The organism is Streptomyces sp. a15, from assembly GCF_059026085.1.
This window is the reverse complement of the sequence record NZ_JBWLKM010000002.1, coordinates 173,887-200,240: the sequence shown is the minus strand read 5'-3', so window position 1 is coordinate 200,240 and position 26,354 is coordinate 173,887. Positions and strand designations below refer to the sequence as shown.

At 71.1% G+C, this 26,354-nt stretch carries 23 protein-coding genes and 1 tRNA gene; 19 read left to right on the top strand and 5 right to left on the bottom strand.

The genetic code is table 11. The features are described from left to right. Positions 1-6: 6 nt before the first annotated feature. Both AC5P09_RS03895 and AC5P09_RS03890 read left to right on the top strand, forming a co-directional pair. Complete coding sequence (locus AC5P09_RS03895) at positions 7-606, top strand: hypothetical protein (protein ID WP_493872453.1); 600 nt, start codon at positions 7-9, stop codon at positions 604-606. A gap of 101 nt (positions 607-707) precedes the next feature. Next, positions 708-3,443, top strand: a complete 2,736-nt coding sequence (locus AC5P09_RS03890) for an exo-rhamnogalacturonan lyase family protein (protein WP_493872452.1) — start codon at positions 708-710, stop codon at positions 3,441-3,443. A gap of 7 nt (positions 3,444-3,450) precedes the next feature. Here the strand turns inward: AC5P09_RS03890 and AC5P09_RS03885 are convergent, their stop codons facing one another. Continuing rightward, positions 3,451-5,883, bottom strand: a complete 2,433-nt coding sequence (locus AC5P09_RS03885) for an SCO7613 C-terminal domain-containing membrane protein (protein ID WP_493872451.1) — start codon at positions 5,881-5,883, stop codon at positions 3,451-3,453. A gap of 66 nt (positions 5,884-5,949) precedes the next feature. Here AC5P09_RS03885 and AC5P09_RS03880 point away from each other — a divergent pair, with 66 nt between their 5' ends. After that, positions 5,950-6,396, top strand: coding sequence for an SRPBCC family protein (locus tag AC5P09_RS03880; RefSeq protein WP_493872450.1), 447 nt, complete (start codon positions 5,950-5,952; stop codon positions 6,394-6,396). A 40-nt stretch (positions 6,397-6,436) separates the two neighbouring features. Further along, a tRNA-Val gene (locus AC5P09_RS03875) sits at positions 6,437-6,508 on the top strand. An 86-nt stretch (positions 6,509-6,594) separates the two neighbouring features. On the opposite strand, the gene AC5P09_RS03870 is transcribed toward AC5P09_RS03875, so the two are convergent. Further along, positions 6,595-7,323 carry a 3'-5' exonuclease gene (locus tag AC5P09_RS03870; protein WP_493872449.1) on the bottom strand — a complete coding sequence of 243 codons (729 nt, stop codon included), beginning with the start codon at positions 7,321-7,323 and terminating at the stop codon, positions 6,595-6,597. A 192-nt stretch (positions 7,324-7,515) separates the two neighbouring features. Between AC5P09_RS03870 and AC5P09_RS03865 the strand changes: the two genes are divergently transcribed. From AC5P09_RS03865 to thrS, 3 genes are all read left to right on the top strand, one after another. Continuing rightward, the gene (locus AC5P09_RS03865; RefSeq protein WP_493872448.1) at positions 7,516-8,082 is read left to right on the top strand and encodes a DUF4365 domain-containing protein; all 567 of its coding nucleotides are present in this window, start codon (positions 7,516-7,518) and stop codon (positions 8,080-8,082) included. Further along, on the top strand, positions 8,079-9,314 hold the full coding sequence (locus AC5P09_RS03860; protein ID WP_493872447.1) for a hypothetical protein: 1,236 nt from the start codon (positions 8,079-8,081) through the stop codon (positions 9,312-9,314). The genes AC5P09_RS03865 and AC5P09_RS03860 overlap by 4 nt, the downstream gene beginning before the upstream one ends. 92 nt (positions 9,315-9,406) lie before the next feature. Beyond that, on the top strand, positions 9,407-11,392 hold the full coding sequence (thrS, locus tag AC5P09_RS03855; protein ID WP_493872446.1) for a threonine--tRNA ligase: 1,986 nt from the start codon (positions 9,407-9,409) through the stop codon (positions 11,390-11,392). Positions 11,393-11,420: 28 nt separating this feature from the next. Here the strand turns inward: thrS and AC5P09_RS03850 are convergent, their stop codons facing one another. After that, positions 11,421-12,155, bottom strand: a complete 735-nt coding sequence (locus AC5P09_RS03850) for a potassium channel family protein (protein WP_493872445.1) — start codon at positions 12,153-12,155, stop codon at positions 11,421-11,423. On the opposite strand from AC5P09_RS03850, the gene AC5P09_RS03845 reads away from it, so the two are divergent. Further along, positions 12,156-12,734, top strand: a complete 579-nt coding sequence (locus AC5P09_RS03845; protein ID WP_493872444.1) for an HIT family protein — start codon at positions 12,156-12,158, stop codon at positions 12,732-12,734. 102 nt (positions 12,735-12,836) lie between these two features. On the opposite strand, the gene AC5P09_RS03840 is transcribed toward AC5P09_RS03845, so the two are convergent. Together AC5P09_RS03840 and AC5P09_RS03835 are read right to left on the bottom strand one after the other, a co-directional pair. Next, complete coding sequence (locus AC5P09_RS03840; protein WP_493872443.1) at positions 12,837-14,498, bottom strand: AbeC-like domain-containing protein; 1,662 nt, start codon at positions 14,496-14,498, stop codon at positions 12,837-12,839. Positions 14,499-14,705: 207 nt separating this feature from the next. Beyond that, a complete protein-coding gene (locus tag AC5P09_RS03835) occupies positions 14,706-16,904 on the bottom strand; it encodes an elongation factor G-like protein EF-G2 (protein WP_493872565.1) in 2,199 nt (732 codons plus the stop codon). 254 nt (positions 16,905-17,158) lie between these two features. On the opposite strand from AC5P09_RS03835, the gene pgsA reads away from it, so the two are divergent. From pgsA to yajC, 11 genes are all read left to right on the top strand, one after another. After that, positions 17,159-17,908: a phosphatidylinositol phosphate synthase gene (pgsA, locus tag AC5P09_RS03830; RefSeq protein ID WP_493872564.1), complete on the top strand. Its 750-nt coding sequence runs from the start codon at positions 17,159-17,161 to the stop codon at positions 17,906-17,908. Further along, positions 17,905-18,825, top strand: coding sequence for a phosphatidylinositol mannoside acyltransferase (locus AC5P09_RS03825; protein WP_493872442.1), 921 nt, complete (start codon positions 17,905-17,907; stop codon positions 18,823-18,825). Before pgsA ends, AC5P09_RS03825 begins: the two co-directional genes overlap by 4 nt. Continuing rightward, positions 18,822-19,991, top strand: a complete 1,170-nt coding sequence (locus AC5P09_RS03820) for a glycosyltransferase family 4 protein (protein WP_493872441.1) — start codon at positions 18,822-18,824, stop codon at positions 19,989-19,991. Before AC5P09_RS03825 ends, AC5P09_RS03820 begins: the two co-directional genes overlap by 4 nt. Positions 19,992-20,139: 148 nt before the next feature. Next, the gene (locus tag AC5P09_RS03815) at positions 20,140-20,682 is read left to right on the top strand and encodes a hypothetical protein (RefSeq protein ID WP_493872440.1); all 543 of its coding nucleotides are present in this window, start codon (positions 20,140-20,142) and stop codon (positions 20,680-20,682) included. A 124-nt stretch (positions 20,683-20,806) separates the two neighbouring features. After that, positions 20,807-21,718 carry a pyridoxal 5'-phosphate synthase lyase subunit PdxS gene (pdxS, locus tag AC5P09_RS03810; RefSeq protein ID WP_493872439.1) on the top strand — a complete coding sequence of 304 codons (912 nt, stop codon included), beginning with the start codon at positions 20,807-20,809 and terminating at the stop codon, positions 21,716-21,718. Positions 21,719-21,758: 40 nt separating this feature from the next. Next, entirely contained in the window at positions 21,759-22,367 is a 609-nt protein-coding gene (gene pdxT, locus AC5P09_RS03805; RefSeq protein WP_493872438.1) for a pyridoxal 5'-phosphate synthase glutaminase subunit PdxT, read from the top strand. 48 nt (positions 22,368-22,415) lie between these two features. After that, positions 22,416-23,168 carry a YebC/PmpR family DNA-binding transcriptional regulator gene (locus AC5P09_RS03800; RefSeq protein ID WP_057614183.1) on the top strand — a complete coding sequence of 251 codons (753 nt, stop codon included), beginning with the start codon at positions 22,416-22,418 and terminating at the stop codon, positions 23,166-23,168. Positions 23,169-23,306: 138 nt separating this feature from the next. Beyond that, the gene (gene ruvC, locus AC5P09_RS03795; protein ID WP_493872437.1) at positions 23,307-23,837 is read left to right on the top strand and encodes a crossover junction endodeoxyribonuclease RuvC; all 531 of its coding nucleotides are present in this window, start codon (positions 23,307-23,309) and stop codon (positions 23,835-23,837) included. Continuing rightward, a complete protein-coding gene (gene ruvA, locus AC5P09_RS03790; protein ID WP_493872436.1) occupies positions 23,834-24,439 on the top strand; it encodes a Holliday junction branch migration protein RuvA in 606 nt (201 codons plus the stop codon). Before ruvC ends, ruvA begins: the two co-directional genes overlap by 4 nt. Before the next feature lie 32 nt (positions 24,440-24,471). Further along, positions 24,472-25,542, top strand: a complete 1,071-nt coding sequence (ruvB, locus tag AC5P09_RS03785; protein WP_493872435.1) for a Holliday junction branch migration DNA helicase RuvB — start codon at positions 24,472-24,474, stop codon at positions 25,540-25,542. Positions 25,543-25,706: 164 nt separating this feature from the next. After that, positions 25,707-26,243: a preprotein translocase subunit YajC gene (gene yajC / locus AC5P09_RS03780; RefSeq protein WP_493872434.1), complete on the top strand. Its 537-nt coding sequence runs from the start codon at positions 25,707-25,709 to the stop codon at positions 26,241-26,243. Positions 26,244-26,354 lie beyond the last annotated feature (111 nt).

Genomic DNA, 26,354 nt, shown 5'->3' with positions numbered 1-26,354 from the left:
TCCGGCATGGCTGAGGCACGCGTCAAGGCCCGCGCCCCGCGCAAGGAGTCCGTCTTCGGCGAGCGGTTCGCCGTGTTCGCCGAGTGTCTGCTGACCGGGGTGTGGATCGCGGTGGCCTCGCTGGGCGTGGTCACCTACCCGGCCGCCTTCGCCGCCGGGGCGCGGCACCTGCGCCGCCGTACCGGCCATGAGGTGGGCGGCTTGCGGGAGTTCGTCGCCGACTTCCGGGTGGCGGTGCGCGGTGGATGGCTCGCCGGGCTCGCCGGCTGGGCGGCCGCGGCCGCGGTCTGGGTGGACGTCCAGGCTGTGCGGGCCGGGATTCCCGGCGGGCCGCTGGTCGGGGCCGTCGGCGTGTTCGCGCTCATCGGGCTGGCCGTCGCCGGGCTGCGGGCGGCGGCCGTCTGGACGCCGGGCGCCACCTGGCGCGCCCTGCTCGCCGAGGCGGGCCGGCGGACCGTGCTCGACCCCGCCGGCTCTTTCCTGATCGTCGGCGGACTGGCCGTGGTGGCCGTGTCCGCATGGTTCGTCGCACCGCTGGCGGTCCCCGTCCTGGGGGCCGTCGCGGCGGCGGCCGTCGCCGTTGAGGAGCGCTACCGGCACCGCTGACGGGCGGTGCCCTCACATCAGGTCGGCGCCTCCGGGCGTCGTACCTCGCACTGTCATGCCCCTGACCATCCCCCCTGCACCCCGCACGGAAAGGAAAGGCCATGTCCCCCATTCCCCGCAGGTCCCTCCTCAAGGCAGCCGCGGTCGCCGGAGCCGCCGCCCAGTTCAGCTGGGCCCTAGGAGCCAAGGACGTACAGGCGGCGCCGAGAGCCGCCGACGCCGACGCCGATCCGGTGACCCTGGACTGGCTGGAGGACGGCGGCCTGGGCGCCGCCCCCGGCTCCACCCTCGGCGTCCCCTGGCCGAGGGGCACCTACCAGGAGGACCAGAGCTTCGCGGTCACCGACGCGGACGGCAAGGCCGTGCCCGTGCAGTCCTGGCCGATCGCCTACTGGCCGGACGGCTCGCTCAAGTGGACCGCACACGCCGTGAGTTCGGGCACCGGCAAGCTCACCCTGACCGCGGGCGAGACCGCCGCCCCCGCCAAGAAGGTGACCGTCGACAAGAGCGGCGGCACCATCGACGTCTCGACCGGCGTGATCACCGCGAAGATCGGCAAGTCCGGCGCCACGCTGATCAAGTCGGTCAGCCGCGGCTCGACCGAGATCGCCAAGAACGGCCGGCTCGTCCTCATCCGCCAGCCGGAGATCGAGGACGAGGACCAGGGCGCGGTCAAGACCGAGCGTTTCGAGGGTGCCATCTCGAATGTCGAGGTCGAGCAGGACGGCCCGGTCCGCGCGGTCGTCCGCATCGACGGCAAGCACCGTAAGGGCAACCGGAGCTGGCTGCCGTTCTCCATCCGGCTGTACTTCTACGCGGGCGCCGACTCCTTCCGCATGGTGCACACCGTCACCTTCGACGGCACGCAGGAACCCGGCAAGGCCAGCGGTGACTTCATCCGCGGGCTCGGCGTCCGCTTCACCGTGCCGATGCGCGACCAGTCGTACGACCGCCACATCCGCATCGGCGGTGACGGCACCGGTCTGCTGCGCGAGGCCGTCAAGGGCATCACCGGACTGCGCCGCGACCCGGGGGCCGCCGTCCAGGCGGCCCAGTACGCGGGCCAGAAGCTGCCCGACCCGGCCACCTGGGACCAGCGCGTCACCACGCGGCTCCAGTACATCCCCGAGTGGGGCGACTACACCCTCTCCCAGCTCTCCGCCGACGGCTTCGGCCTGCGCAAGCGCACCAAGAAGGGCCACGGCTGGATCGGCGCCGGCGGCGGCAAGCGCGCCTCCGGGTTCGGGTACGTCGGCGGGGCGAGCGGCGGATTCTCCTTCGGCCTGCGGGACTTCTGGGAGAAGTTCCCCGCCCAGCTCGACATCCGCGACGCCCAGACCGACGAGGCCGAGGTCACGCTCTGGCTCTGGTCGCCCGAGGCGCAGCCCATGGACCTGCGCTTCTACCACGACGGCATGGGCCAGGACACCTTCGCCGAGCAGCTCGAAGGCCTCAACATCACCTACGAGGACTACGAGCCCGAGTTCGGCACCCCCTACGGCATCGCCCGCACCTCCGAACTCCTCTTCTGGGCCAACGAGTCGACGCCGAGCGCCGAGACGCTCGCCGAACAGGTCGAGGCCGTACGGGTGCTGCCGCAGCTGGCCGCCCCGCCCAAGCAGCTCATCAAGGCCGGGGTCTTCGGCCCGGGTCTGTACGCCGAGCCGGACCGCTCCACGCCCGCCAAGGCCAAGATCGAGGACCACCTCGACTTCCTCTTCACCTACTACAAGGACCAGGTGGAGATGCGGCGGTGGTACGGCTTCTGGGACTACGGCGACATCATGCACACGTACGACACGGTCCGGCACCAGTGGCGCTACGACGTCGGCGGCTATGCCTGGGACAACTCGGAGCTGTCGCCGGACCTGTGGCTGTGGTTCGCGTACCTGCGCAGCGGCCGTGCGGACATCTTCCGCTTCGCCGAGGCGATGACCCGGCACACCGGCGAGGTCGACGTCTACCACCTGGGCCAGTGGGCCGGCCTCGGCACCCGGCACGGTGTGCAGCACTACGCGGACAGCGCCAAGCAGCAGCGCATCGCCAACACGACGTATCGCCGCTACTACTACTTCCTCACGGCCGACGAGCGGGTCGGCGACCTCATGCACGCCAACGTCGACTCCGACGAGACGTTCCTCGTCCTCGACCCGATCCGCAAGATCCGCACCGAGCCGTACACGCCCGACCGGCACGCCCTGTCCATCGGCTTCGGCACGGACTGGAGCGGTCTGGTGTCGGCTTGGCTGACGGAGTGGGAGCGCAAGGGCCCCAAGTGGGAGAAGGCCAAGGCGCGCGTGCTGTCGACGATGGAGACGATCGCCGCCCAGCCCAACGGGTTCGTGCAGGGGACCGGCCTGTACGACCTGGACACCGGGAAGTTCGCGGTCGCCCCGGCGCCCGCGGTCGGGGTCTCCCACCTGTCCGCGGTCTTCGGGCTCAACGAGCTGTGCGCGGAGCTCATCGACCTCGTCGACATGCCGAAGTTCAACGAGGCGTACTTCGACTACTGCCGCTACTTCAACGCCACCAAGGCCGAGCAGGCGGCGCGCTACGGCTCCAACTTCGGCTCCCTGCTGCTGTTCCAGGGCCACTCGCGCCTGGACGCGTACGCCGCCGTCCAGACCGGGGACGAGAAGCTCGCCAAGCGGGCCTGGGACAAGTTCTACAACTCCGACGGCTACAAGGAGTCGGCGCCCTGGAAGACCGAGAAGCTGAGCGGCCCGGCCACCCTGGTGCCGGGCAGCGAGGCCGCCTGGGTGTCCACGAACGACACCGCGCTCTACGGCCTCGCCGCCATCGAGAACCTGGCGCTGCTGGGGGACAAGATGCCGTAGCCGCCCACTAGTTCATCTTCCCCAGGACCTCCCGCACCCGCCGGACGTCCCGGATGCGCTGCTCGTACGTCGCTCCGAGTGCGAGCAGCAGCAGTCCGGCGAGGGCGGGAGGCACCCAGCGGGGGAGTGCGTCGGTGACCTGGACGAGGTAGGGCGCGAGTTCGTGCAGCGCGTCCAGCGTCAGCACCGAGCCGCCGAGCACGAGCGGGGCCTGGAGGTGGTGCCGGGCGCCCAGCAGGATGACCAGCAGCGCGGCGCTGCCCAGCAGCAGGGGGCGCGTCCAGTGCGCGTCGCCCCAGGCCGCGACCAGGCTCGGCAGGAGGGTGGCGGCGAGGCCGGGGCCGTACGCCGTCCAGGAGGACGCTCGCGGGTCGCGGCGCCGGCGCAGGAGGCCGAGCAGCAGCGCCGGGACGGTGACCGGGAGCGTGTATGCCTCGGGCGTCTCGACCTCCCAGGCCACCAGGCGCACCCAGGTGGCCAGCACGAACAGGGCGGCGGCCGCGTAGCCGACGGGGCGGCGGTCCGGGCGGATCGCCGTACCCGCGGCGATCACTCCGCCGAGGGCCAGCACCAGGGCCAGCAGCGGCGGGTCGGTGAGGGCGAGGCCTACGGCGAGCAGCCCGGTGGCGGCCCCGGTCGCTTCGACCGGCACGGTGGCCGGGGCGCTGCCCAGCCGTGCGGCCAGCAGGGCCGCGGCCACGGGGACGGCCAGGACCAGCAGCGCGGTGTGCGACGGCTGCCAGTCCAGGGCGGCGCCGGTCGCGCAGGCGAGCGCGGCGGCGTGGGCGAGTGCGGACGGGGCCGTGACCGGGGCGAGGTGCGAGGGCCACGAGGCCGCCGCGAACAGCGCGGTCAGGGCGCAGAGAACGGTGAGCGTCGCGGTCTGCGAGGCGAGGGAGAGGAAGGCGAGGCTGAGAGAGGTGGTCAGGGCGAGGACAAGGGCGGTGAGCTGACTGGACGTGAACGGACGGGCCGGCGTTCCGTCCGGCACGGCCGCGCCTCGGCGTGCGTACACCGCCGCCGCGAGCGCCCCGGCCGTCAAGGCCCCATGAGTCACCAGGCTTGTCCAGTACGGGAGTTCGAACACCGCCGGAAGCACCAGCACCCCCGCCCACGTCAGGCCCAGCGCACCGCGCAGCGCCCGAGGGCGCCAGACCCCGGCCCGGACCGTCAGGGCGAGCACGGCCGCGACGACCGCCAGGACGACGGGAACCGTCTGCGCGTGCTGCGGCCACGGCGCGTCGAGCGTCACCGCCGCGCGGGCATCCGAGGGTGTGCCGCTCCACACGCGCTCCGCCCATTCGACCGGCGCCAGCAGCGCCAGACTGACGACGGGCAGCGTCCACAGCAGGGCCAGTGCCTGTACGGTGCCCGAGGCCCAGGCGAAGCCGTGCCGCACCGCCGCCGGCAGCCGCCCAGCCCGCACCGCGGCCAACAGGGCGATCCCAGAGGCCAGATGGACCGGAACCGTCCACACCTCCGACAGCGCAGGACGCGCCACCCCGCCGAACGCGGCGACCACGAGCAGCCCGGCGGCGCCGGCGAGGCCGAGGGCTCGCTTCTCGTCCTGGCTCCGCCACGCCGCGCCCAGCGCGATCGCCGCGCCGAGGAGGAGGAGCGCCGCCGCACGGGCGGCGGCGCTCGGGCCGGTCGCTGTCCAGGACAGCAAGCCGGCGGTCAGTGCGCCCCAGGTGCCCGCGCCGTACGCGCCGACGGCGGCGACGACCCGTACGGACCTGGCAGTCGCCCGGAACGCCACAACCGTGTCGAACCCGGCCGTCACCAGGACCGCGGCCGTGACCCCGTAGGGAACGGCGTCGGCGGCCAGCGACCAGAGCAGCAGCGGGAGTTGGGCCGAGACCAGGGCGGCGGGGAGGGGCAGACGCAGGTCGCACGTCGTCGGCAGCAGGCCGTACGCGGCCCACAGCACCGCGAGTACGGCCGACGCCACCGCCGCGTACCCCGTGCCGTCCACCCCCGCGAGGGCGGCCTCGTGCAGGGCGTACGCGTCGAGCACCGTCAGCGCGAGCCCGAGGCCCGCCACCGACTCGGCCGTCGAGCGCAGCCCCCGCTTCAGCAGCACCACCGGCGCCGCGAGCGCGGCCAGTGTGACCGCGCCGAGCACCACGGCCCGCCCGGTGATGCCCAGGTGACCCCAGCTGACCAGCGTGAACACCATCGCGGCGATGGTGAGCAGGACGCCGCCGAGCAGGAGCAGCACGTTCTGGACGCGCGGTGCGGGAGCCTCGGGGCGGGGCGGCGCGACAGGCGCGGGCCACGCCTGCTGCAGGGCCGCGACCAGCCAGGCGCGGCGGGCCAGCAACTGGGCCCGGCGGGCGTCCAGTTGCCACAGCTCGGCATCGAGGAGCCGCAACTCCTCGGCAGGGGGCGGAATGTGCGTCATGCCGATGAGTGTGGTCCGCGTCACGTCGTACGACATGAGTGCGCGTACTCATGCCGTACTCAAATACGCCTCACCGGGCCCGCACAGGGGCAGACTCCGGTCATGGACTGGACCTGTTACCGCTTCCGCAGCCGGTGGACCCTGCCCGCGTCGCCCGTCGCCGTGTACACGGCGCTGGAGCGAGCCGAGGACTATCCGCGCTGGTGGCGGCAGGTGCGCGAGGTGAACCGGATCGACGCGACGACCGGAGTGATCACGATCCGTTCCTTCCTGCCGTACGACCTGACCTTCACCGCCCGTGAGGTGCGGCGCGAACCGGCGGCCGGGGTCCTGGAGATCGCCATGTCCGGCGACCTCGACGGCTGGGCGCGCTGGACGATCACCGAGGACGGCACGGGCAGCCTGGCCCGCTACGAGCAGCTGGTCGAAGTGAACAAGCCGCTGCTGCGGCGGTTCGCCGTCCCGGGACGGCCGGTGTTCCGCGCCAACCACTGGCTGATGATGCGCTCCGGGCGGCGCGGTCTGGCCGGCCACTTGGAAGCGGTTTGAAGGAAACGCGCCGAGACCTGTATTGTTCTGTTGCGTTCCCGGGCGATTAGCTCAGTGGGAGAGCGCTTCGTTCACACCGAAGAGGTCACTGGTTCGAACCCAGTATCGCCCACCGGGAAAGCCGGTCCGTCCCAGACGGACCGGTTTTTTTGTTGCCCCTAGTTGTTGCCCCTAGTTGTTGCCCCCTGCTTGTTGCCCCTACGCGGCCGCCGCCGGCAGATCCGGACGCAGCGGCCACGCCGGGTCCACCGCCTCCTCCGTGCCGCTGCGCGCGAACCACGCCTGCAGGCCCCGCGCCTGCGCCGCATGCCACACCGCCTGCAGGGTGTGCAGTTCGGCCGGGCTCAGCCGCTCCAGCCGGCCCGCGAAACGGCGCCCCACCGCCCGTGCGACCTCCATCGCGGCCAGCGCGTCGGCGCCCGCGTCGTGCGCGCCCTCCAGCGAGACGCCGTAGTGCTCACACAGGTCGGTGAGAGTGCGGCGGCCCTTGCGGTAGCGGTCCAGGTGCTTGTCCAGGACCCGCGGGTCGAGCACCAGCAGGGGTGAGCGTTCGAACCAGCGGTCCAGGGACGAGGCGCGATGGCGGCGCAGCTCCCGATCAAGGATCGTCAGATCGAACGGCGCGTTCATCACCACCAACGGGCGGCCCACCGTGGCCTGTTCGGCCAGCGCCTCGGCTATCTCGTACATCACCGGCGCCGGCCAGCGGCCGTTGCGCTGCAGATGCTCATCCGTCAGTCCGTGCACCTCCGTCGCCCCGGCGGGCACCGGCACGCCCGGGTTCACCAGCCACCGGGTCACCCGCGGCCGGGTTCCCGGTGCGTCCTGGACGACGACGGCGGCCGACACGATCCGGTCGGTCTCGACGTCGACACCCGTGGTTTCCGTGTCGAATGCGGCCAGGGGCCCTTCGTACCAGCACGTCATACCTACACAACCCCTCGTTCACCCACGGCAGCTGACGCCCCGTCGTCTGCCCTGTTTGGTGATACCCGGGCTGTTTGCGCCGTACGCCGGAAGGACACAACAGGAGTACGGGTCTTTGCAGTTCAGCGGCCCGGCGCGGGATTCACTCTGCCCAGGCGTGGGCATTTCACTTGGCTTGAAAGGCTGTTGGTCATGGCGATAGCCCAGCCCGAGCGGGGCGGGCTGCTGCCCGAACGCACGGGCCCCCAACGCGGCACACTCGCCACCACCGCCTGCATGGAAACCTTGCAGGTGGGCTACTTGCACGCGGTCGCGGCGGCCGCCGGCTGCTCACTGTCCCAGCCCTTTCCGGACAACGGCATCGACTGGCACGTCAGTCACGGCTCACCCGCGCACACCGTCGACGACGAGGTGACCATCAAGGTGCAGCTGAAATGCACGTACCAGATCCCGCCGAACCCACCCGGCCGCACCTTCTCCTTCACGCTCGACAACGACCACCTGCGCAAGCTCGCCCGCACACCGGTCTCGGTCCACAAGATCCTGGTCGTGATGCTGGTCCCACGGTCACAGGACCAATGGCTGCGGGCCGGACACGACCGGCTCGACCTCAGGCACTGCTGCTACTGGGTCAACCTCGCCGGTCACGCCATCACCGGCCGGAACCGGACCACCGTGCGCATCCCGACCTCGCGCATCTTCGACGACCGGGCGCTCTGCGAGATCATGACGCGGGTCGGGACGGGAGGCAGACCATGACGCACCGCCCGCTGGAAGAACCACTGCGACCCGTACGACCGCACCCCGTCGACCAGGCCGCCGTCGCCTGGAACCGTTCCCCCGACCCCGCCGAGGTCGACCCCGCCGTGCTCAGCGCCCTGCTGCACCGGCACGGCTGGCGGCGGCGCGGGGGAGCGCCCGGACGCTACGGCCGCTGGACCCCGCCGGGACCGGGCGGCGGCGGCACCAGCCTGCTGGTGCCCGAGAGCCGGGCCTTCCCCGACAGCGAGGACCTGCTCGGCGAGGCGCTCCTCGCGCTGTCCCGCAGCGGAACGCCCTCCGCGCGCGAGGTGCTGGTCTCCCTCGCCGTGCCCAGCGACGAGATCCGCTGGTGGCGCGACGTCCCGACCGGTCCCGCCGGAGCCACCCCCTGGACCGTCGAGGAACAGCTGCGCTCGGCCGCCCGCCAGATGCTGCTCGCCGGATCGCTCGCCACGCGCGCGCGTGCGGGCTATTACGGCGCCCGCTACCGGCGCACCGCCGCCGCGTCCCTGGAGAACATCCTCGTCGGCTCCGCGGCCGGCGGCCGCCGGCTGACCGCCTTCCTGCCCGTCGGCACCGGCCGCCCGCTCGCCGTACGCCTGCACCAGGCCCTGTACGCCGCCCGCGAGGCCATCGACTACCAGCGGGCCACCGGCGGCATGGACGCCTTCGACGGCGCCGTCGAGGCGGGCGTCAGCCGCGAGCTCACCGAGGCGCTGATCGTCCTCGTGCGCGGTACGGAGGGCGCCCGCATCGGCGTCGAGTGGGCACCGGCGGCCGGGGTCCCCGAAGGGTGCGCGGCACCCGCCGAGGCCGTCGAGTTCTCGCCCGGCGACCTGCCCGTGCTGCGCGAGGCCGGCGCCCGCTATCTGCGCGAGGAGCCCTCCGTGCCGGTGCGGATCACCGGCGCGGTGGTCCGGATGCGCAGGTCGGGGCCGCGTGGGGACGGGTCGGTTCGGCTGCGGGTGATCGCGGGCGCCGAGATCCCGCACGTCCGGCTGACGCTGGACGAGGAGTCGTACCAGATCGCCGGGCACGCACACCTCGTCGGACTGCCGGTGCGGGTGCACGGCCGGCTGGAGAGCCGGGGCGGCTTCCGGCGACTCACGGGCGCCTCCGGGGTCGTACCGGTGCAGGTGGACGAGGCCGAGCGGGACCGGCTGATGAAGTCGCTCCAGGAGACAGCCGAGATCACGGCCTTCTTCGAGGAGGCCTGCGGCGGGGACTGATTTCGCGGAGGGCGGCCCGGGGTCGGTACGATCGCCTATTGCGCACGCAATAGGTTGTGGGTTGCGCATCCACCTTCAGTCAGGAGAGACCGGTGTCAGACGTCCGTGTGATCATCCAACGCGATTCCGAGCGGGAAGAGCGCACGGTGACGACGGGCACCACGGCCGCCGAACTCTTCGCCGGCGAGCGCTCGATCATCGCCGCGCGCGTGAGCGGCGAGCTCAAGGACCTCGCGTACACGCCCGGCGAGGGCGAGGTCGTGGAGCCGGTGGAGATCTCCTCCGAGGACGGCCTGAACATCCTGCGCCACTCCACCGCGCACGTGATGGCGCAGGCCGTGCAGGAGCTCTTCCCCGAGGCCAAGCTGGGCATCGGCCCGCCGGTGAAGGACGGCTTCTACTACGACTTCGACGTCGAGAAGCCGTTCACGCCCGAGGATCTCAAGGCCATCGAGAAGAAGATGCAGGAGGTCCAGAAGCGGGGGCAGAGGTTCTCCCGCCGTGTGGTCACCGACGAGGCGGCCCGCGAGGAGCTGGCGTCCGAGCCGTACAAGCTGGAGCTGATCGGCATCAAGGGCTCCGCGTCCGTACACGATGGGGCCGACGGCGCGGACGTCGAGGTCGGTGCCGGTGAGCTGACGATCTACGACAACCTGGACGCCAAGACCGGGGACCTGTGCTGGAAGGACCTGTGCCGCGGTCCCCACCTGCCCACCACCCGGAACATCCCGGCGTTCAAGCTGATGCGCAACGCCGCCGCCTACTGGCGCGGCAGCGAGAAGAACCCGATGCTCCAGCGCATCTACGGCACCGCCTGGCCGACCAAGGACGAGCTGAAGGCGCACCTCGACTTCCTCGCCGAGGCCGAGAAGCGCGACCACCGCAAGCTGGGCTCCGAGCTCGACCTGTTCTCCATCCCCGAGCAGATCGGCTCCGGCCTCGCGGTCTTCCACCCCAAGGGCGGCATCGTCCGCCGGGTCATGGAGGACTACTCGCGCCGCCGTCACGAGGAGGAGGGCTACGAGTTCGTCTACACGCCGCACGCGACGAAGGGGAAGCTCTTCGAGACCTCGGGCCACTTGGACTGGTACGCCGACGGCATGTACCCGCCCATGCAGCTCGACGAGGGCGTGGACTACTACCTGAAGCCCATGAACTGCCCGATGCACAACCTGATCTTCGACGCGCGGGGCCGTTCGTATCGTGAACTTCCGTTGAGGTTGTTCGAGTTCGGGACCGTGTACCGGTACGAGAAGTCGGGCGTCGTGCACGGCCTGACCCGTGCCCGCGGCTTCACCCAGGACGACGCGCACATCTACTGCACGCGCGAGCAGATGTCCGAGGAGCTCGACAAGACGCTCACCTTCGTCCTCGGCCTGCTGCGGGACTACGGTCTGACCGACTTCTACCTGGAGCTGTCGACCAAGGACCCGGAGAAGTTCGTCGGCTCCGACGAGGTCTGGGAAGAGGCCACGGAGACCCTCCGTGAGGTCGCCGAGAAGCAGGGCCTGCCGCTCGTTCCCGACCCGGGCGGTGCCGCCTTCTACGGGCCGAAGATCTCCGTCCAGACCAAGGACGCCATCGGCCGCACCTGGCAGATGTCGACGATCCAGCTCGACTTCAACCTGCCGGAGCGCTTCGAGCTGGAGTACACGTCCCCCGACGGCTCCAAGCAGCGCCCGGTCATGATCCACCGCGCCCTGTTCGGCTCCATCGAGCGGTTCTTCGCGGTGCTCCTCGAGCACTACGCGGGCGCCTTCCCGGCGTGGCTGGCCCCGGTGCAGGCGGTCGGCATCCCGATCGGGGACGCCCACGTGGAGTACCTGGAGAAGTTCGCCGCCGCGGCGAAGAAGCAGGGGCTGCGGGTCGAGGTCGACTCCTCCTCCGACCGCATGCAGAAGAAGATCCGCAACGCCCAGAAGCAGAAGGTGCCCTTCATGGTCATCGCGGGCGACGAGGACATGTCGGGCGGCTCGGTGTCCTTCCGCTACCGCGACGGTTCGCAGGAGAACGGCATCCCGTTCGACGAGGCCATCGCGAAGATCGCGAAGGTCGTGGAGGAGCGGGCGCAGGTCTGATCCCTCGCAGGTGAGGCCCCCGGCGAGTTCATCCCGTCGGGGGCCTCACGTCGTCATCGTCGGAGAAGACCTGGAGCAGCCAGGAGGCGAAGGTCCCGGTCACGGCGCCGAGCAGGGCCAGCCCGATGGCCATCATCCCGACCGCGATCAGGCGTCCGACCGGGGTGACGGGAACGACGTCGCCGTAGCCGACCGTGGCGAGGGTGGAGCAGGTCCACCACACGGCGTCCCCGAAGGTCCGGATGGTCGCGTCCGGTGCTCCGTGCTCCTGCTGGTAGACGCCGAGGGCACCGGTGAAGCCGAGGAGGAGGGTCGACAGCCCGGCGTAGGCGATGACGCGCGCGTGCAGCGGCAGCCGGGGCCGTCCGTGCCGGCGCCGCACCGCCTCGTACACCTTGACGACCCGCAGTGGCCGCAGCAGCGGCAGGACCAGCACCACGGTGTCCAGCAGGTGCGTCCGTACGAAGCGCAGCCGCTGCCCGCTCAGCCGCCAGCGCACCGCGTAGTCGACGGCGAACAGCGCCCAGGCGGCCAGGGCCAGCGCCAGGCAGAGATCGAGCAGGCCTTCGGGCAGATCGCCGGCGAGCACGCGGACTGCGTACGCGGCGAGGAACACCAGCGAGGCCAGGGCGAGCGGGACCTCCGCGCGCCGCTCCCAGCGGGCCTTGGGGCTGTCGTCGTCCGGGGCGTCGTCCACCGGCCCAGCTTGGCCCGGGACGCTTTTCCCACAACCCGGCGACACGGCGCGAACGGGCGAAGTCATATGCTGCACTGCATGACGAGTGAGCCGGAGCAGCAGTGGGGCGTGGGGACCCGGGACGCGTTCCAGCGTCTGTGGACGCCCCATCGGATGGCCTACATCCAGGGCGAGAACAAGCCGACCGGCCCCGGTGCCGACGACGGCTGCCCCTTCTGCTCGCTACCGGCCAAGTCCGACGAGGACGGCCTGATCGTCCGGCGCGGTGAGCAGGTCTACGCGGTGCTCAACCTGTACCCGTACAACGGCGGCCACCTGATGGTGGTGCCCTACCGTCACGTGGCCGACTACACGGACCTGACAGACCCGGAGACGGTCGAGCTCGCCGCGCTGACCAAGCAGGCGATGACCGCCCTGCGCACCGCGTCCGGTGCCCACGGCTTCAACATCGGCATGAACCAGGGGTCGGTCGCCGGCGCCGGTATCGCGGCCCACCTCCACCAGCACATCGTTCCGCGCTGGGGCGGGGACACGAACTTCATGCCGGTGGTCGGGCACACGCGGGTACTGCCGCAGCTGCTCGCGGACACCCGGAAGATGCTGGCGGAGGCCTGGCCGGCACAAGCCAGCCCGTCCGGCGTTTGAGGACGAGGCCGTTCAGGCCGAAGGGGGGGTCTGGGGGGGCACAGCCCCCAGGGACGGTCACCCAGACCCCCCCGCACGCTGTCCGGCCCCACCGCCGGAGGCCTACGCGTCGTAGACGTCCGCCTTCCGAGGTGACGCATCCTGCACCGCCGTGCTGAGGAACGCCGACCGGTTGCCGAACTTCTCCGTGTTCACGCCGTTCTCCTCCAGGACCCGGATCGCCGCCGCGTGCACGACCCGCAGCACCGGCGTGGCCGCGCGCAGCGCGTCGTCGGCCATGAAGCGGTGCCGCCACGGCTTGTCCGCCCAGGCGTGCCGCAGCCCGAAGGGCTCGGGGAGGGTCAGGGTGCCGCCGAGCCAGTTCAGCAGCGGCGGGTACCAGGTCAGGGGCGCCCGGGCGGCCAGGCGTACCACCTCGTCCGCGTCGACCAGCGGGAGCTTCACCTTCCGGGTCTCCCAGAACTTGAGCGACTTCGCGACTTCCTTCTCCTTGGCCTCCGGCTTCGAGGTGAAGAGCGAGTGCACCGGGCCCAGCGCATGCCCGGTCACCTCGATGCGCAGCGTCTCGTGCAGCACGGTCACCGTGATCATCATGGTGATGACCAGTTGTCCGTCCCACAGCGTCCACTGCACGCCCAGGTAGTGCCGGTCGCCCGCGCCGAACTGCTGCTTGTTGCAGATGTCCTGTATGGCATGCGTCTTGACCTGGTACGCGTCGACGTCCGTGCCCTCCGGGCGGGACACCGCCTTCGCGTTCTCCCCGACCGGGGTGACGACCCAGTGCCGTACGGACGCTTTCGGGAAGCCGCCGGTGTTCAGCGTGTTCCGCTCCAGCATGCGCAACTGGTCGTGGATGGACCGTATGACGTCCCAGCTGCGGAAGGGGTGGATCTCCCGGTCCGGATGGCGTGAGACCAGGTCCTCGGCGAGCTGCCAGCTGCCCCAGCGGGTGCCCATGCCGAGGATGCCCTTGGGGCCGGCGTAGAACACGGAGTTGGACTGCTGCTCGGCGCTCAGCTTGGCGAGCGACTGGCGCAGTTGCTCGGCCGCGGTCTCGCGGGGGCTGCTCGGCACCGCCTCGGGGACCTTGGCCCCGACGCTGCTGCCGGACAGCAGGCTGTTCCAGCGGCCCCGGAGGTCCGTCGCGGTGCGCTCGCAGATCTGCTTGGCCCAGAACCAGCCGACCACCGGCATGACGATCGCCGCTCGCGCGTACCACGCCCAGAAGCCGCCGAACGGCGTGCGCACGAGGAAGATCACGGCGAGGGCGCCGACCCCGACGAGCAGGGCCGTGGCGAGGGCTCCGGCCTGCTTGTTCTCGGTCCTCGCCACGGTGGTGCGGATCTGGAAGACCAGCAGCCAGATGAGGAGCCCCGGCAGGAACAGCAGACCGCACAGCACCATGACGATGGCCAGCAGGTTGTCGCGGTCCCTGCGGATGTTGTTCGCCGCGAGGCAGTGCTCGACCACGACCTGCGGCTCGGCGCCGAAGGACTGGATGAGCGGCTTGCGGCCGGCACCCAGCATGCGGGCGACGACGGCCGCGGAGAAGGCCTCGCCCAGGTTGGGCCGGAAGATCCGCGCCCATGTGCGGCCGTCCTTGACGGTCGACTCGTGCCACTCGCTGTTGGCAGCGAGGATGTCCTTGACGTCGTTGTCCCGATAGGCCGCGGAGGCCAGCGCGAACGTCGCCGTCTGGTCTCCGTCACCCGTGCGCGGCACCTGCGGACCGAAGATGTCCGCGTAACCGCTGTCAACGGTCATTCCCGCCCCCGATCGCCGCGACCCCTGCTCATGCGGCCTTCCCGACTTCCTTGCTTCGCACACCTGTTGATCAGGTCATCAGCGTATCCGCAGGCACGGACATCCGTCGGCGGACGTAGAACATCCCGTCCCCGAACGCCCAACATGCCGTGGGCGGACGGCCGAAACCGCCCGCCCACGCGGAGGGGAGCGTTCCGCGAACGCCAACTACGAGGCGTTGCCCGCCTCTTCACGGACCCTTTCGGCGATCTGCGGCGGCATCGGCTCGTGCCGGACGTACGAGCGGCTGAAGCGGGCCGTGCCGTGGGACAGGGAGCGCAGGTCGACGGCGTACCGCCCGATCTCGATCTCGGGCACCTCCGCGCGCACCAGCGTCCGCCCGCCGCTGGTCTGTTCCGTGCCGAGCACCCGACCGCGCCGGCCGGACAGGTCGCTCATCACCGCGCCCACGTAGTCGTCGCCGACCAGGACGGTCACCTCGGCCACCGGCTCCAGCAGATGGATCCTGGCGTCGGCCGCCGCCTCCCGCAGTGCCAGCGCGCCGGCCGTCTGGAACGCGGCGTCGGAGGAGTCCACGGAGTGCGCCTTGCCGTCCAGCAGCGTGACCCGGATGTCGAGGAGCGGGTGGCCGGCGGCAACTCCCTTGGCGGCCTGGGCCCTTACGCCCTTCTCGACGGACGGGATGAACTGGCGCGGCACCGCCCCGCCGACGACCTTGTCCACGAACTCGATGCCCGAGCCGCCCGGCAGCGGCTCCACCTCGATCTCGCAGATGGCGTACTGCCCGTGGCCGCCGGACTGCTTCACATGGCGGCCGCGGCCCGCCGACTTCGCCGCGAACGTCTCCCGTAGGGAGACCTTGTGCGGTACGACGTCGACCTGGACGCCGTACCGGTTGCGCAGCCGTTCCAGCGCGACGTCGGCATGTGCCTCGCCCAGGCACCACAGCACCACCTGGTGGGTGTCCTGGTTCTGTTCCAGCCGCATGGTCGGGTCCTCGGCGACCAACCGGGACAGGCCCTGCGAGAGCTTGTCCTCGTCCGCCTTGCTGTGCGCCTGGATGGCGAGCGGCAGCAGCGGGTCCGGCATCTCCCACGGTTCCATGAGCAGCGGGTCGTTCCTGGCCGAGAGGGTGTCCCCGGTCTCCGCGCGGCCGAGTTTCGCCACGCACGCGAGGTCTCCGGCGATGCAGTGGGTGAGCACCCGCTGCTGTTTGCCGAACGGCGCCGACAGCGCGCCGATCCGCTCGTCGACGTCGTGATCCTCGTGCCCCCGGTCGGCCAGACCGTGGCCGGAGACGTGCACGGTCTCGTCCGGGTGCAGGGTGCCCGAGAAGACCCGCACCAGGGAGACCCGGCCGACGTACGGGTCGGACGACGTCTTCACGACCTCCGCGACCAGCGGCCCGTCCGGGTCGCACAGCTTCAGCTCACGCGGCTTTCCGTCGACCGTGGTGACTCTCGGTGCCTCGCGCTCCAGGGGGGTCGGGAAGCCGCGGGTGATCAGTTCGAGGAGCTCGACCGTGCCGAGCCCCTGCCGGGCGCCCTCGGCCGCGGGAGCGGCGGCCAGTACCGGGAAGAAGACCCCGCGCGCGACGGCCCGCTCCAGGTCCTCGATCAGCGTCTTGACGTCGACCTGCTCGCCGCCGAGATAGCGGTCCATGAGGGTCTCGTCCTCGCTCTCCGAGATGATCCCCTCGATCAGCCGGTTGCGGGCCTCCTCGATGAGCGGCAGCTGGTCCTCGCCCGGCTCGGACTCCTTGCGCTCCCCGGACGAGTAGTCGAACAACTGCTGCGACAACAGCCCGATCAGCCCGGTCACGGGCGCGTGCCCGTCCGGGGCCTGCGGGCCGTGCAGCGGCAGATACAGGGGCAGTACGGCGTCGGGGTCGTCGCCGCCGAAGGCCTCCGCGCAGATCCGCGTCATGTCCTCGAAGTTCGCCCGGGCGGACTCCAGGTGTGTGACGACGATCGCCCTCGGCATGCCGACGGCCGCGCACTCCTCCCACACCATGCGCGTCGACCCGTCCACCCCGTCGGAGGCCGAGACGACGAAGAGGGCCGCGTCCGCCGCTCGCAGACCGGCCCTCAGTTCTCCGACGAAGTCGGCGTATCCGGGGGTGTCGAGAAGATTGATCTTGTACCCGTCCCATTCGACGGGTACCAGGGAGAGCTGCACCGAGCGCTGCTGCCGGTGCTCGATCTCGTCGTAGTCGGAGACGGTGCCGCCGTCCTCCACGCGGCCCGCCCGGTTCACTGCTCCCGTCGTGAGTGCGAGAGCCTCCACCAATGTCGTCTTGCCCGATCCGGAGTGGCCGACCAGCACCACATTCCGTACGGACGCGGGTTGGTCGGCCGCTGTTGCCCTGCCGGCGGCTCCGGGGTGTGCGTTCGCCTTGTCACCCATGGCCTTGCCTCCCGTGCACGGTGAGGTCATTGTGGGCGCGGACATGCGGACCCTCCCCCAGACTTCGTCCGGGGGTACCCCCAGCGGTGGCGGCTCCGGTGACGCCCGCGGTGTTCTTCGAGCTTTCCACTCTCGTCACGGTGCGTCCATACGGCGGACGCGATCCCGCCGCTCGGTCATGACACGGGCCGCGAGGTCCCGCCGTGACACGGGCTGACGGTCCCGGACGCCGCCCACACGCGCGCGTGGCTACGATGGGCCAGCCGGTGGCCAGCAGGGGCCGCTCGGCCACACCGAACCTCGGGAAGGCCATGCTGAACAAGTACGCGCGTGCATTCTTCACGCGTGTCCTCACACCGTTCGCCGCGTTTCTCATCCGGCGGGGCGTCAGCCCCGACACGGTGACCCTCCTCGGCACCGCCGGTGTGGTCGCGGGCGCGCTGGTCTTCTATCCCATGGGCGAGTTCTTCTGGGGCACGGTCGTGATCACGTTGTTCGTGTTCTCCGACCTCGTCGACGGGAACATGGCCCGCCAGCTGGGCCGCACCAGCCGCTGGGGCGCCTTCCTGGACTCCACGCTCGACCGGGTCGCCGACGGCGCCATCTTCGGCGGCTTCGCCCTCTGGTACGCCGGACACGGCGACGACAACGTCCTGTGCGCCGTCTCGATCTTCTGCCTGGCCAGCGGCCAGGTGGTGTCGTACACCAAGGCCCGCGGCGAGTCGATCGGCCTCCCGGTCGCCGTCAACGGACTCGTCGAGCGGGCCGAGCGCCTGGTGATTGCCCTGGTCCTGGCCGGCCTCGCGGGCCTGCACAAGTTCGGGGTACCGGGTATCCAGCACCTGCTGCCGATCGCCCTGTGGATCGTGGCCGTCGGCAGCCTGGTCACGCTGATCCAGCGGGTGGTCACGGTCCGCCGCGAATCCGCCGAGGCGGAGGCGGCGGCCGCCCAGGAACAGCAGCAGGAGAACCCGGAGACCCAGGGGAGCGAGGCGGCGAAGTGAGCGCCCAGGAGCGGGTCACCGACGCGCTGTACGGCCTCGGCTGGGGCGTGGTCAAGAAGCTCCCCGAGCCGGTCGCCGTGCGCCTGGGCCGGAGCATCGCCGACCTCACCTGGAAGCGGCGCGGCAAGGGCGTCCAGCGGCTGGAGAGCAACTACGCGCGCGTGGTGCCCGACGCGAGTCCCGAACGCCTCGCCGAGCTCTCGCGCGCCGGCATGCGCTCGTATCTGCGCTACTGGATGGAGTCCTTCCGGCTCCCCGCCTGGAGCGCCGAGCGCGTCAGGAACGGCTTCGAGGGCAAGGACCTGCACCATCTCACCGACGGCCTCGCGGCCGGCAAGGGCGTCGTCCTCGCGCTGCCGCACATGGCCAACTGGGATCTGGCCGGCGCCTGGGTCACCACCACGCTGAACACGCCGTTCACCACGGTCGCCGAACGCCTCAAGCCCGAGACGCTCTACGACCGTTTCGTCGCCTACCGCGAGGGCCTCGGCATGGAGGTCCTGCCGCACAGCGGCGGCACCGCCTTCGGCACGCTGGCCCGGCGACTGCGCGACGGCGGCCTGGTCTGCCTGGTCGCCGAGCGGGACCTGTCCTCCTCCGGCGTCGAGGTCGAGTTCTTCGGCGAGACCACCCGGATCCCGGCCGGCCCGGCACTGCTCGCCCAGCAGACCGGCGCGCTGCTGCTGCCGGTCACCCTCTGGTACGACAAGTCGCCCGTCATGAAGGGCCAGGTGCATCCCCCGATCGAGGTCCCTGAGACAGGTACGCGGGCCGAGAAGACGTCTGTCATGGCACAGGCGCTGGCCGATGCCTTCGCCACCGGGATCGCCGACCATCCGGAGGACTGGCACATGCTGCAGCGTTTGTGGCTCAAGGATCTCGACCCCGCGCGTTCGCCCTCCGGGGGGACCGCGTGAGGATCGGCATCGTCTGCCCGTACTCCTGGGACGTGCCCGGTGGCGTCCAGTTCCACATCCGCGATCTCGCCGAGTACTTCATCCGCCTCGGCCACGAGGTGTCCGTCCTCGCCCCGGCCGACGACGACACCCCGCTGCCGCCGTACGTCGTCTCGGCCGGCCGCGCCGTGCCGGTGCCGTACAACGGCTCGGTGGCCCGGCTGAACTTCGGCTTCCTGTCGGCGGCGCGGGTGCGGCGCTGGCTGCACGACGGCGAGTTCGACGTCATCCACATCCACGAGCCGGCCTCGCCCTCCCTCGGCCTGCTGGCGTGCTGGGCCGCGCAGGGCCCGATCGTCGCCACCTTCCACACCTCGAACCCGCGCTCCCGGGCCATGGTCGCCGCGTACTCGATCCTCCAGGCCGCCCTGGAGAAGATCAGCGCGCGGATCGCCGTGAGCGAGTACGCCCGCCGCACGCTCGTCGAACACCTCGGCGGCGACGCGGTGGTGATCCCGAACGGGGTCGACGTCGACTTCTTCGTCAGGGCCGAGCCCAATCCGGAGTGGCAGGGCGACACGATCGGCTTCATCGGCCGCATCGACGAGCCTCGCAAGGGGCTGCCGGTGCTGATGAAGGCCCTGCCGAAGATCCTCGCCGAGCGCCCGCAGACCCGGCTGCTGGTCGCCGGGCGCGGCGACGAGGAGGAGGCGGTCGAGTCGCTGCCGGCCGACCTCCGTCCGCGCGTGGAGTTCCTCGGCATGGTCAGCGACGAGGACAAGGCCCGTCTGCTGCGCAGTGTCGACCTGTACGTCGCTCCGAACACCGGCGGCGAGAGCTTCGGGATCATCCTGGTCGAGGCGATGTCGGCGGGCGCCCCGGTGCTCGCCTCGGACCTGGACGCCTTCGCGCAGGTGCTGGACCGGGGCGCGGCGGGCGAGTTGTTCGCCAACGAGGACGCGGACGCGCTCGCCACGGCCGCCGTACGACTGCTTGGGAACCCGGCGCGGCTGGCCGAGCTGCGTGAGCGCGGCAGCGCGCACGTACGCCGGTTCGACTGGTCGACGGTCGGCGCGGACATCCTGTCCGTGTACGAGACGGTGACGTCCGGCGCGGCGGCGGTCGCCGCGGCCTACGACGAGCGGGCGACGGGGTTGCGGGCGCGGTTGGGGCTGGCGCGGGACTGATTCGTTCAGCCCGTCCGGCGTTTGAGGACGAGGCCCCTTCAGGGCCGAAGCGGGGGTCTGGGGGCGGCAGCCCCCAGCCACGCCGCCACCAACGCCCCGCACGACACCCCGCCAAACCCAGCGGAGCGCACCGGTAGCCTTGCCGCCCGTGACCGCAACCCTGATCTGGATCCTTGTCGCGCTGGTCGCGATCGGCCTCTACCTGAGCTGGACGGCCGGACGGCTCGACCGGCTGCACGCCCGCATCGACGCCTCGCGCGCCGGGCTCGACGCCCAGCTGCTGCGCCGCGCCTCGGTGGCCCAGGAACTGGCCACCTCCGGAGTGCTCGACCCGGCCGCCTCGATCGTCCTGTACGAGGCGGCGCACGCCGCCCGGCAGGCCGAGGAGGAGCAGCGGGAGGTCGCCGAGAGTGAGCTGAGCCAGGCGCTGCGAGCCGTGTTCGCCGAGCCGCAGCAGGTGGAGGCGGTACGGGAGGCGCCCGGGGGAGAGCAGGCCACCCGGGAACTGACCGAGGCGGTGCGCAGGGTGCCGATGGCCCGGCGCTTCCACAACGACTCCGTACGGGCGGCCCGGGCGCTGCGCCGGCACCACAAGGTGCGCTGGTTCCGGCTGGCGGGACACGCGCCGTTCCCGCTGGCGTTCGAGATGGACGACGAGCCGCCGGCGGCACTGGCCGATCGCCCGGCGTAGGCCGCTCTCGCCGGCCCGTGGCCGGAAAACGATCCACCGCCTCTCCATTGGCCCTTGCTGTGGACTGGTCCGGTCACGTTTCCTCGGTACTGCAGATCCCTCTTTCACTTCAGCGAGGTCACCCGTGTCCAGCACGCTCTCCGAGAACCAGACCCCCGAGACCGGCACCGCGCGCGTGAAGCGCGGCATGGCCGAGCAGCTCAAGGGCGGTGTGATCATGGACGTCGTCAACGCCGAGCAGGCGAAGATCGCCGAAGACGCGGGCGCCGTCGCCGTCATGGCCCTGGAGCGCGTGCCCGCCGACATCCGCAAGGACGGCGGCGTGGCCCGGATGTCCGACCCCAACATGATCGAAGAGATCATCGAGGCCGTCTCGATCCCGGTCATGGCCAAGTCCCGCATCGGCCACTTCGTCGAGGCCCAGGTCCTGCAGTCCCTCGGCGTCGACTACATCGACGAGTCCGAGGTCCTCACCCCGGCCGACGAGGTCAACCACTCCGACAAGTGGGCGTTCACGACCCCCTTCGTCTGTGGTGCCACCAACCTGGGCGAGGCCCTGCGCCGCATAGCCGAGGGCGCCGCGATGATCCGCTCCAAGGGCGAGGCCGGCACCGGCAACGTCGTCGAGGCGGTCCGTCACCTGCGCCAGATCAAGAACGAGATCGCCAGGCTGCGCGGCTACGACAACAACGAGCTGTACGCCGCCGCCAAGGACCTGCGCGCCCCGTACGAGCTCGTCAAGGAGGTCGCCGAGCTCGGCAAGCTCCCGGTCGTGCTGTTCTCCGCCGGTGGCGTCGCCACCCCCGCCGACGCCGCGCTCATGCGCCAGCTCGGTGCCGAGGGCGTCTTCGTCGGCTCGGGCATCTTCAAGTCCGGCGACCCGGCCAAGCGCGCCGCCGCCATCGTGAAGGCGACCACTTTCTACGACGACCCGAAGATCATCGCGGACGCGTCCCGCAACCTCGGCGAGGCCATGGTCGGCATCAACTGCGACACCCTCCCCGAGGCCGAGCGCTACGCCAACCGCGGCTGGTAAAGCCACCCCCTGAGGACAACCCCCTGAGGACTGCACTTACATGACTGACGCATCTGTCATAGGCGTCCTGGCTCTCCAGGGCGACGTACGGGAGCACCTCATCGCCCTGGCCGCGGCCGACGCCGTGGCCAGGCCGGTGCGGCGCCCCGAGGAGCTCGCCGAGGTGGACGGCCTGGTCATCCCCGGAGGCGAGTCCACCACCATCTCCAAGCTGGCCGTCCTGTTCGGCGTGATGGAGCCGCTCCGCGCGCGCGTGCGGGACGGTATGCCTGTCTACGGCAGCTGCGCCGGCATGATCATGCTCGCCGACAAGATCCTCGACCCGCGCTCGGGCCAGGAGACCATCGGCGGCATCGACATGATCGTGCGCCGCAACGCCTTCGGACGTCAGAACGAATCCTTCGAAGCCGCGATAGACGTGCGTGGCATTGCGGGCGATCCTGTGGAGGGCGTCTTCATCCGCGCCCCCTGGGTCGAGTCCGTGGGTGCCGAGACCGAGGTGCTCGCCGAGCACGAGGGCCACATCGTCGCGGTCCGCCAGGGCAACGCGCTCGCCACGTCGTTCCACCCGGAACTGACCGGCGACCACCGCGTGCACTCCCTGTTCGTCGACATGGTGCGCGGGAACCGGGCAGCGGAGTCCTTGTAGGATCTCTGGCGTTCGTACGGAGTTGGGTTACGCGAAGGAGACAGGCAGATGTCCGGCCACTCTAAATGGGCTACGACGAAGCACAAGAAGGCCGTGATCGATGCCAAACGCGGCAAGCTCTTCGCGAAGCTGATCAAGAACATCGAGGTCGCGGCCCGGATGGGCGGCGTCGACATCGAGGGCAACCCGACTCTCTACGACGCCATCCAGAAGGCGAAGAAGTCGTCGGTCCCGAACAAGAACATCGACTCCGCGGTCAAGCGCGGCGGCGGTCTCGAGGCCGGTGGCGCCGACTACGAGACGATCATGTACGAGGGTTACGGCCCGAACGGTGTCGCGGTGCTCATCGAGTGCCTCACCGACAACCGCAACCGCGCCGCCTCCGACGTCCGCGTCGCCATGACCCGCAACGGCGGCTCCATGGCGGACCCGGGCTCGGTGTCGTACCTCTTCAACCGCAAGGGCGTCGTCATCGTCCCCAAGGGCGAGCTCGGCGAGGACGACGTGCTCGGCGCCGTCCTGGACGCGGGCGCCGAGGAAGTCAACGACCTCGGTGAGTCCTTCGAGGTCATCAGCGAGGCCACCGACCTGGTCGCGGTCCGCACCGCCCTCCAGGACGCCGGCATCGACTACGACTCCGCCGACGCCAACTTCGTCCCGACCATGCAGGTCGAGCTGGACGAGGAGGGCGCCAAGAAGATCTTCAAGCTGATCGACGCGCTCGAGGACAGCGACGACGTGCAGAACGTCTTCGCCAACTTCGACGTCAGCGACGAGGTCATGGAGAAGGTCGACGCGTAACGCTGCCGCGCGCGGAACGGTCTCAACGGGCCGACGGGACACGCCCCGTCGGCCCGTCGCTTTGCCGGTGTTGCCGGCGGCCGTTGTCGGTGGCACCCGATAGCCTGCACAAACAGGCGATCGAAGGAGGGGGCGCGGGTGCGCGTACTCGGGGTGGACCCCGGACTCACGCGGTGCGGTGTCGGTGTGGTCGAGGGGGTCGCGGGCCGGCCGCTCACCATGCTCGGCGTCGGTGTCGTACGGACGCCTTCGGACGTCGAATTGGGGCAGCGCCTCGTCGCCATCGAGCAGGGCATCGAGCAGTGGCTGGACGAGCACCGGCCCCAATGCGTCGCCGTGGAGCGGGTATTCAGCCAGCACAACGTCCGTACGGTGATGGGCACCGCCCAGGCCAGCGCCGTCGCCATGCTGTGCGCCGCCCGCCGCGGCATCCCCGTCGCTCTGCACACCCCGAGCGAGGTCAAGGCCGCCGTCACGGGCAGCGGACGCGCCGACAAGGCCCAGGTCGGCGCCATGGTCACCCGCCTGCTGCGGCTCGACGCGCCGCCGAAACCCGCCGACGCCGCCGACGCCCTCGCGCTCGCCATCTGCCACATCTGGCGCGCCCCCGCCCAGAACCGACTCCAGCAGGCCGTCGCCCTGCACGCATCGAAAGGCCGTACGGCATGATCGCCTTCGTCAGCGGTCCGGTCGCCGCCCTCGCCCCCGACTCCGCGGTGGTCGAGGTGGGCGGGATCGGCATCGCCGTCCAGTGCACGCCGAACACGCTCTCCGGGCTGCGCATGGGCCAGCAGACCAAACTGGCCACGTCCCTCGTGGTCCGCGAGGACTCGCTGACCCTGTACGGCTTCGCGGACGACGACGAGCGGCAGACCTTCGAGCTGCTGCAGACCGCGAGCGGCGTCGGCCCGAGACTCGCCCAGGCGATGCTCGCCGTGCACTCCCCGGACACCCTGCGCCGGGCCGTCTCCACCGGCGACGAGAAGACGCTGATCGCCGTCCCCGGCATCGGCAAGAAGGGCGCCCAGAAGCTGCTCCTGGAGCTGAAGGACCGCCTCGGCGAGCCGATCGGCGCGCCCGCCATCGGTACGGCGGTCACCTCCGGCTGGCGCGACCAGCTGCACGCCGCCCTGATCGGCCTCGGTTACGCGACCCGCGAGGCCGACGAAGCGGTGTCCGCGGTGGCACCCCAGGCCGAGGCCGCCGAGGGCGCGCCCCAGGTCGGTCAGCTCCTCAGGGCGGCCCTGCAGACCCTGAACCGCGCCCGCTGACCGACCTGCGCCACCCCAGCTAGGAGATCTCAGTGAACTGGGACGACACGACCGACACCCCCGCCGCCGAGCGGCTGGTGGACTCTGTCGCCGACCGTGAGGACCAGGCCGTCGAGGCCGCCCTGCGCCCCAAGGACCTGGGCGAGTTCATCGGCCAGGAGAAGGTCCGCGAACAGCTCGACCTCGTCCTGCGCGCCGCACGCGCGCGGGGCGCCACCGCCGACCACGTGCTGCTCTCCGGCGCCCCCGGCCTCGGCAAGACCACCCTGTCGATGATCATCGCGGCGGAGATGAACGCCCCGATCCGCATCACCAGCGGCCCCGCGATCCAGCACGCCGGCGATCTCGCCGCGATCCTCTCCTCCCTCCAGGAGGGCGAGGTCCTCTTCCTCGACGAGATCCACCGCATGTCCCGGCCCGCCGAGGAGATGCTCTACATGGCGATGGAGGACTACCGCGTCGACGTCATCGTCGGCAAGGGCCCCGGCGCCACCGCCATCCCCCTCGAACTGCCCCCCTTCACCCTGGTCGGCGCCACCACGCGCGCGGGTCTGCTGCCACCCCCGCTGCGCGACCGCTTCGGCTTCACCGCGCACATGGAGTTCTACGAGCCCGTGGAGCTGGAGCGCGTCATCCACCGCTCGGCGAGCCTGCTCGACGTGGAGATCGAGGCCGACGGCGCCGCCGAGATCGCCGGCCGTTCCCGGGGCACGCCCCGTATCGCCAACCGTCTGCTGCGCCGCGTGCGCGACTACGCCCAGGTCAAGGCCGACGGCCTGATCACGCGCGACATCGCCAAGGCGGCCCTCGCGGTCTACGAGGTCGACGACCGCGGGCTGGACCGTCTCGACCGCGCGGTGCTGGAGGCGCTGCTCAAGCTGTTCGGCGGCGGCCCGGTCGGCCTGTCGACGCTCGCCGTCGCCGTGGGGGAGGAGCGCGAGACGGTGGAGGAGGTCGCCGAACCCTTCCTCGTCCGGGAGGGCCTGCTCGCCCGGACCCCGCGCGGACGGGTCGGCACGCCCGCCGCCTGGGCGCATCTCGGCCTCACCCCGCCCCGCTCCACGGCCACCGGAAACGGACAAGGGGACCTGTTCGGGACGTGACGGCGAAGGTGCTGGCCGGGTCAGGAACCCTGGTGCCATGCTGAGCGTTGTTCCTTGCGCGCGGACTCGCTTAGACTCCGCCGATGCCGCCTTTGTCGGCGGTGTACATACCCCCAACCATCAGGCCGCTCACCATCGCGGTCACGTGAAGGAAGTACCGACCCGTGAGTCTCGTGACCCTCCTCCCGTTCATCGTGCTCATCGGGGCCATGTTCCTGATGACCCGCTCGGCCAAGCGGAAGCAACAGCAGGCCGCGCAGATGCGGAACGACATCCAGCCCGGCAGCGGCGTCCGCACCATCGGGGGCATGTACGCGACGGTCAAGGAAGTCAATGAGGACACGGTCCTCGTCGACGCCGGTCCGGGCGTCGATCTTCTCTTCGCGAAGAACGCCATCGGCGCCGTCCTCTCGGACGACGAGTACAACCGCATCGTCCACGGCGTCGAGCACGACCTGAAGTCCGACTCCGACGTCGTCCCGGACGACGCCTCCTCCCTCACCGAGACCGACGAGCCCGCCGCCGACACTGCCGCCGCTTCCGACGACAAGTCCGTCGACCTCGGCAAGAAGGACACGGCCGAGGAGCCCGCCGAGACCCCGGCCGACACGACGGCCGACACCGAGGCCGATGCCGAGGCTGCCGAGGCGAAGACGGACGAGGAGCCGAAGAAGACCGACGGCGACTCCGAGGCGAAGTAACCGCACTCCCGGGCGCGTGGGCCGCCTCCGCGCGCCCCGGAACGTGCACAGCTCGCACGGGATCCCGACACCATGTCATGGCCGCCCGCCCGCCGATCCGGCGCGAGGCGG

Excerpts from the sequence above, each read along its gene's own strand:
- AC5P09_RS03895 (WP_493872453.1), top strand. The coding sequence starts at position 7 with ATGGCTGAGGCACGCGTCAAGGCCCGCGCCCCGCGCAAGGAGTCCGTC.
- AC5P09_RS03890 (WP_493872452.1), top strand. The coding sequence starts at position 708 with ATGTCCCCCATTCCCCGCAGGTCCCTCCTCAAGGCAGCCGCGGTCGCC.
- AC5P09_RS03885 (WP_493872451.1), bottom strand. The coding sequence starts at position 5,883 with ATGTCGTACGACGTGACGCGGACCACACTCATCGGCATGACGCACATT.
- AC5P09_RS03880 (WP_493872450.1), top strand. The coding sequence starts at position 5,950 with ATGGACTGGACCTGTTACCGCTTCCGCAGCCGGTGGACCCTGCCCGCG.
- AC5P09_RS03870 (WP_493872449.1), bottom strand. The coding sequence starts at position 7,323 with ATGACGTGCTGGTACGAAGGGCCCCTGGCCGCATTCGACACGGAAACC.
- AC5P09_RS03865 (WP_493872448.1), top strand. The coding sequence starts at position 7,516 with ATGGCGATAGCCCAGCCCGAGCGGGGCGGGCTGCTGCCCGAACGCACG.
- AC5P09_RS03860 (WP_493872447.1), top strand. The coding sequence starts at position 8,079 with ATGACGCACCGCCCGCTGGAAGAACCACTGCGACCCGTACGACCGCAC.
- AC5P09_RS03850 (WP_493872445.1), bottom strand. The coding sequence starts at position 12,155 with ATGACTTCGCCCGTTCGCGCCGTGTCGCCGGGTTGTGGGAAAAGCGTC.
- AC5P09_RS03845 (WP_493872444.1), top strand. The coding sequence starts at position 12,156 with ATGCTGCACTGCATGACGAGTGAGCCGGAGCAGCAGTGGGGCGTGGGG.
- AC5P09_RS03840 (WP_493872443.1), bottom strand. The coding sequence starts at position 14,498 with ATGACCGTTGACAGCGGTTACGCGGACATCTTCGGTCCGCAGGTGCCG.
- AC5P09_RS03835 (WP_493872565.1), bottom strand. The coding sequence starts at position 16,904 with ATGGGTGACAAGGCGAACGCACACCCCGGAGCCGCCGGCAGGGCAACA.
- pgsA (WP_493872564.1), top strand. The coding sequence starts at position 17,159 with ATGGGCCAGCCGGTGGCCAGCAGGGGCCGCTCGGCCACACCGAACCTC.
- pdxT (WP_493872438.1), top strand. The coding sequence starts at position 21,759 with ATGACTGACGCATCTGTCATAGGCGTCCTGGCTCTCCAGGGCGACGTA.
- AC5P09_RS03800 (WP_057614183.1), top strand. The coding sequence starts at position 22,416 with ATGTCCGGCCACTCTAAATGGGCTACGACGAAGCACAAGAAGGCCGTG.
- ruvA (WP_493872436.1), top strand. The coding sequence starts at position 23,834 with ATGATCGCCTTCGTCAGCGGTCCGGTCGCCGCCCTCGCCCCCGACTCC.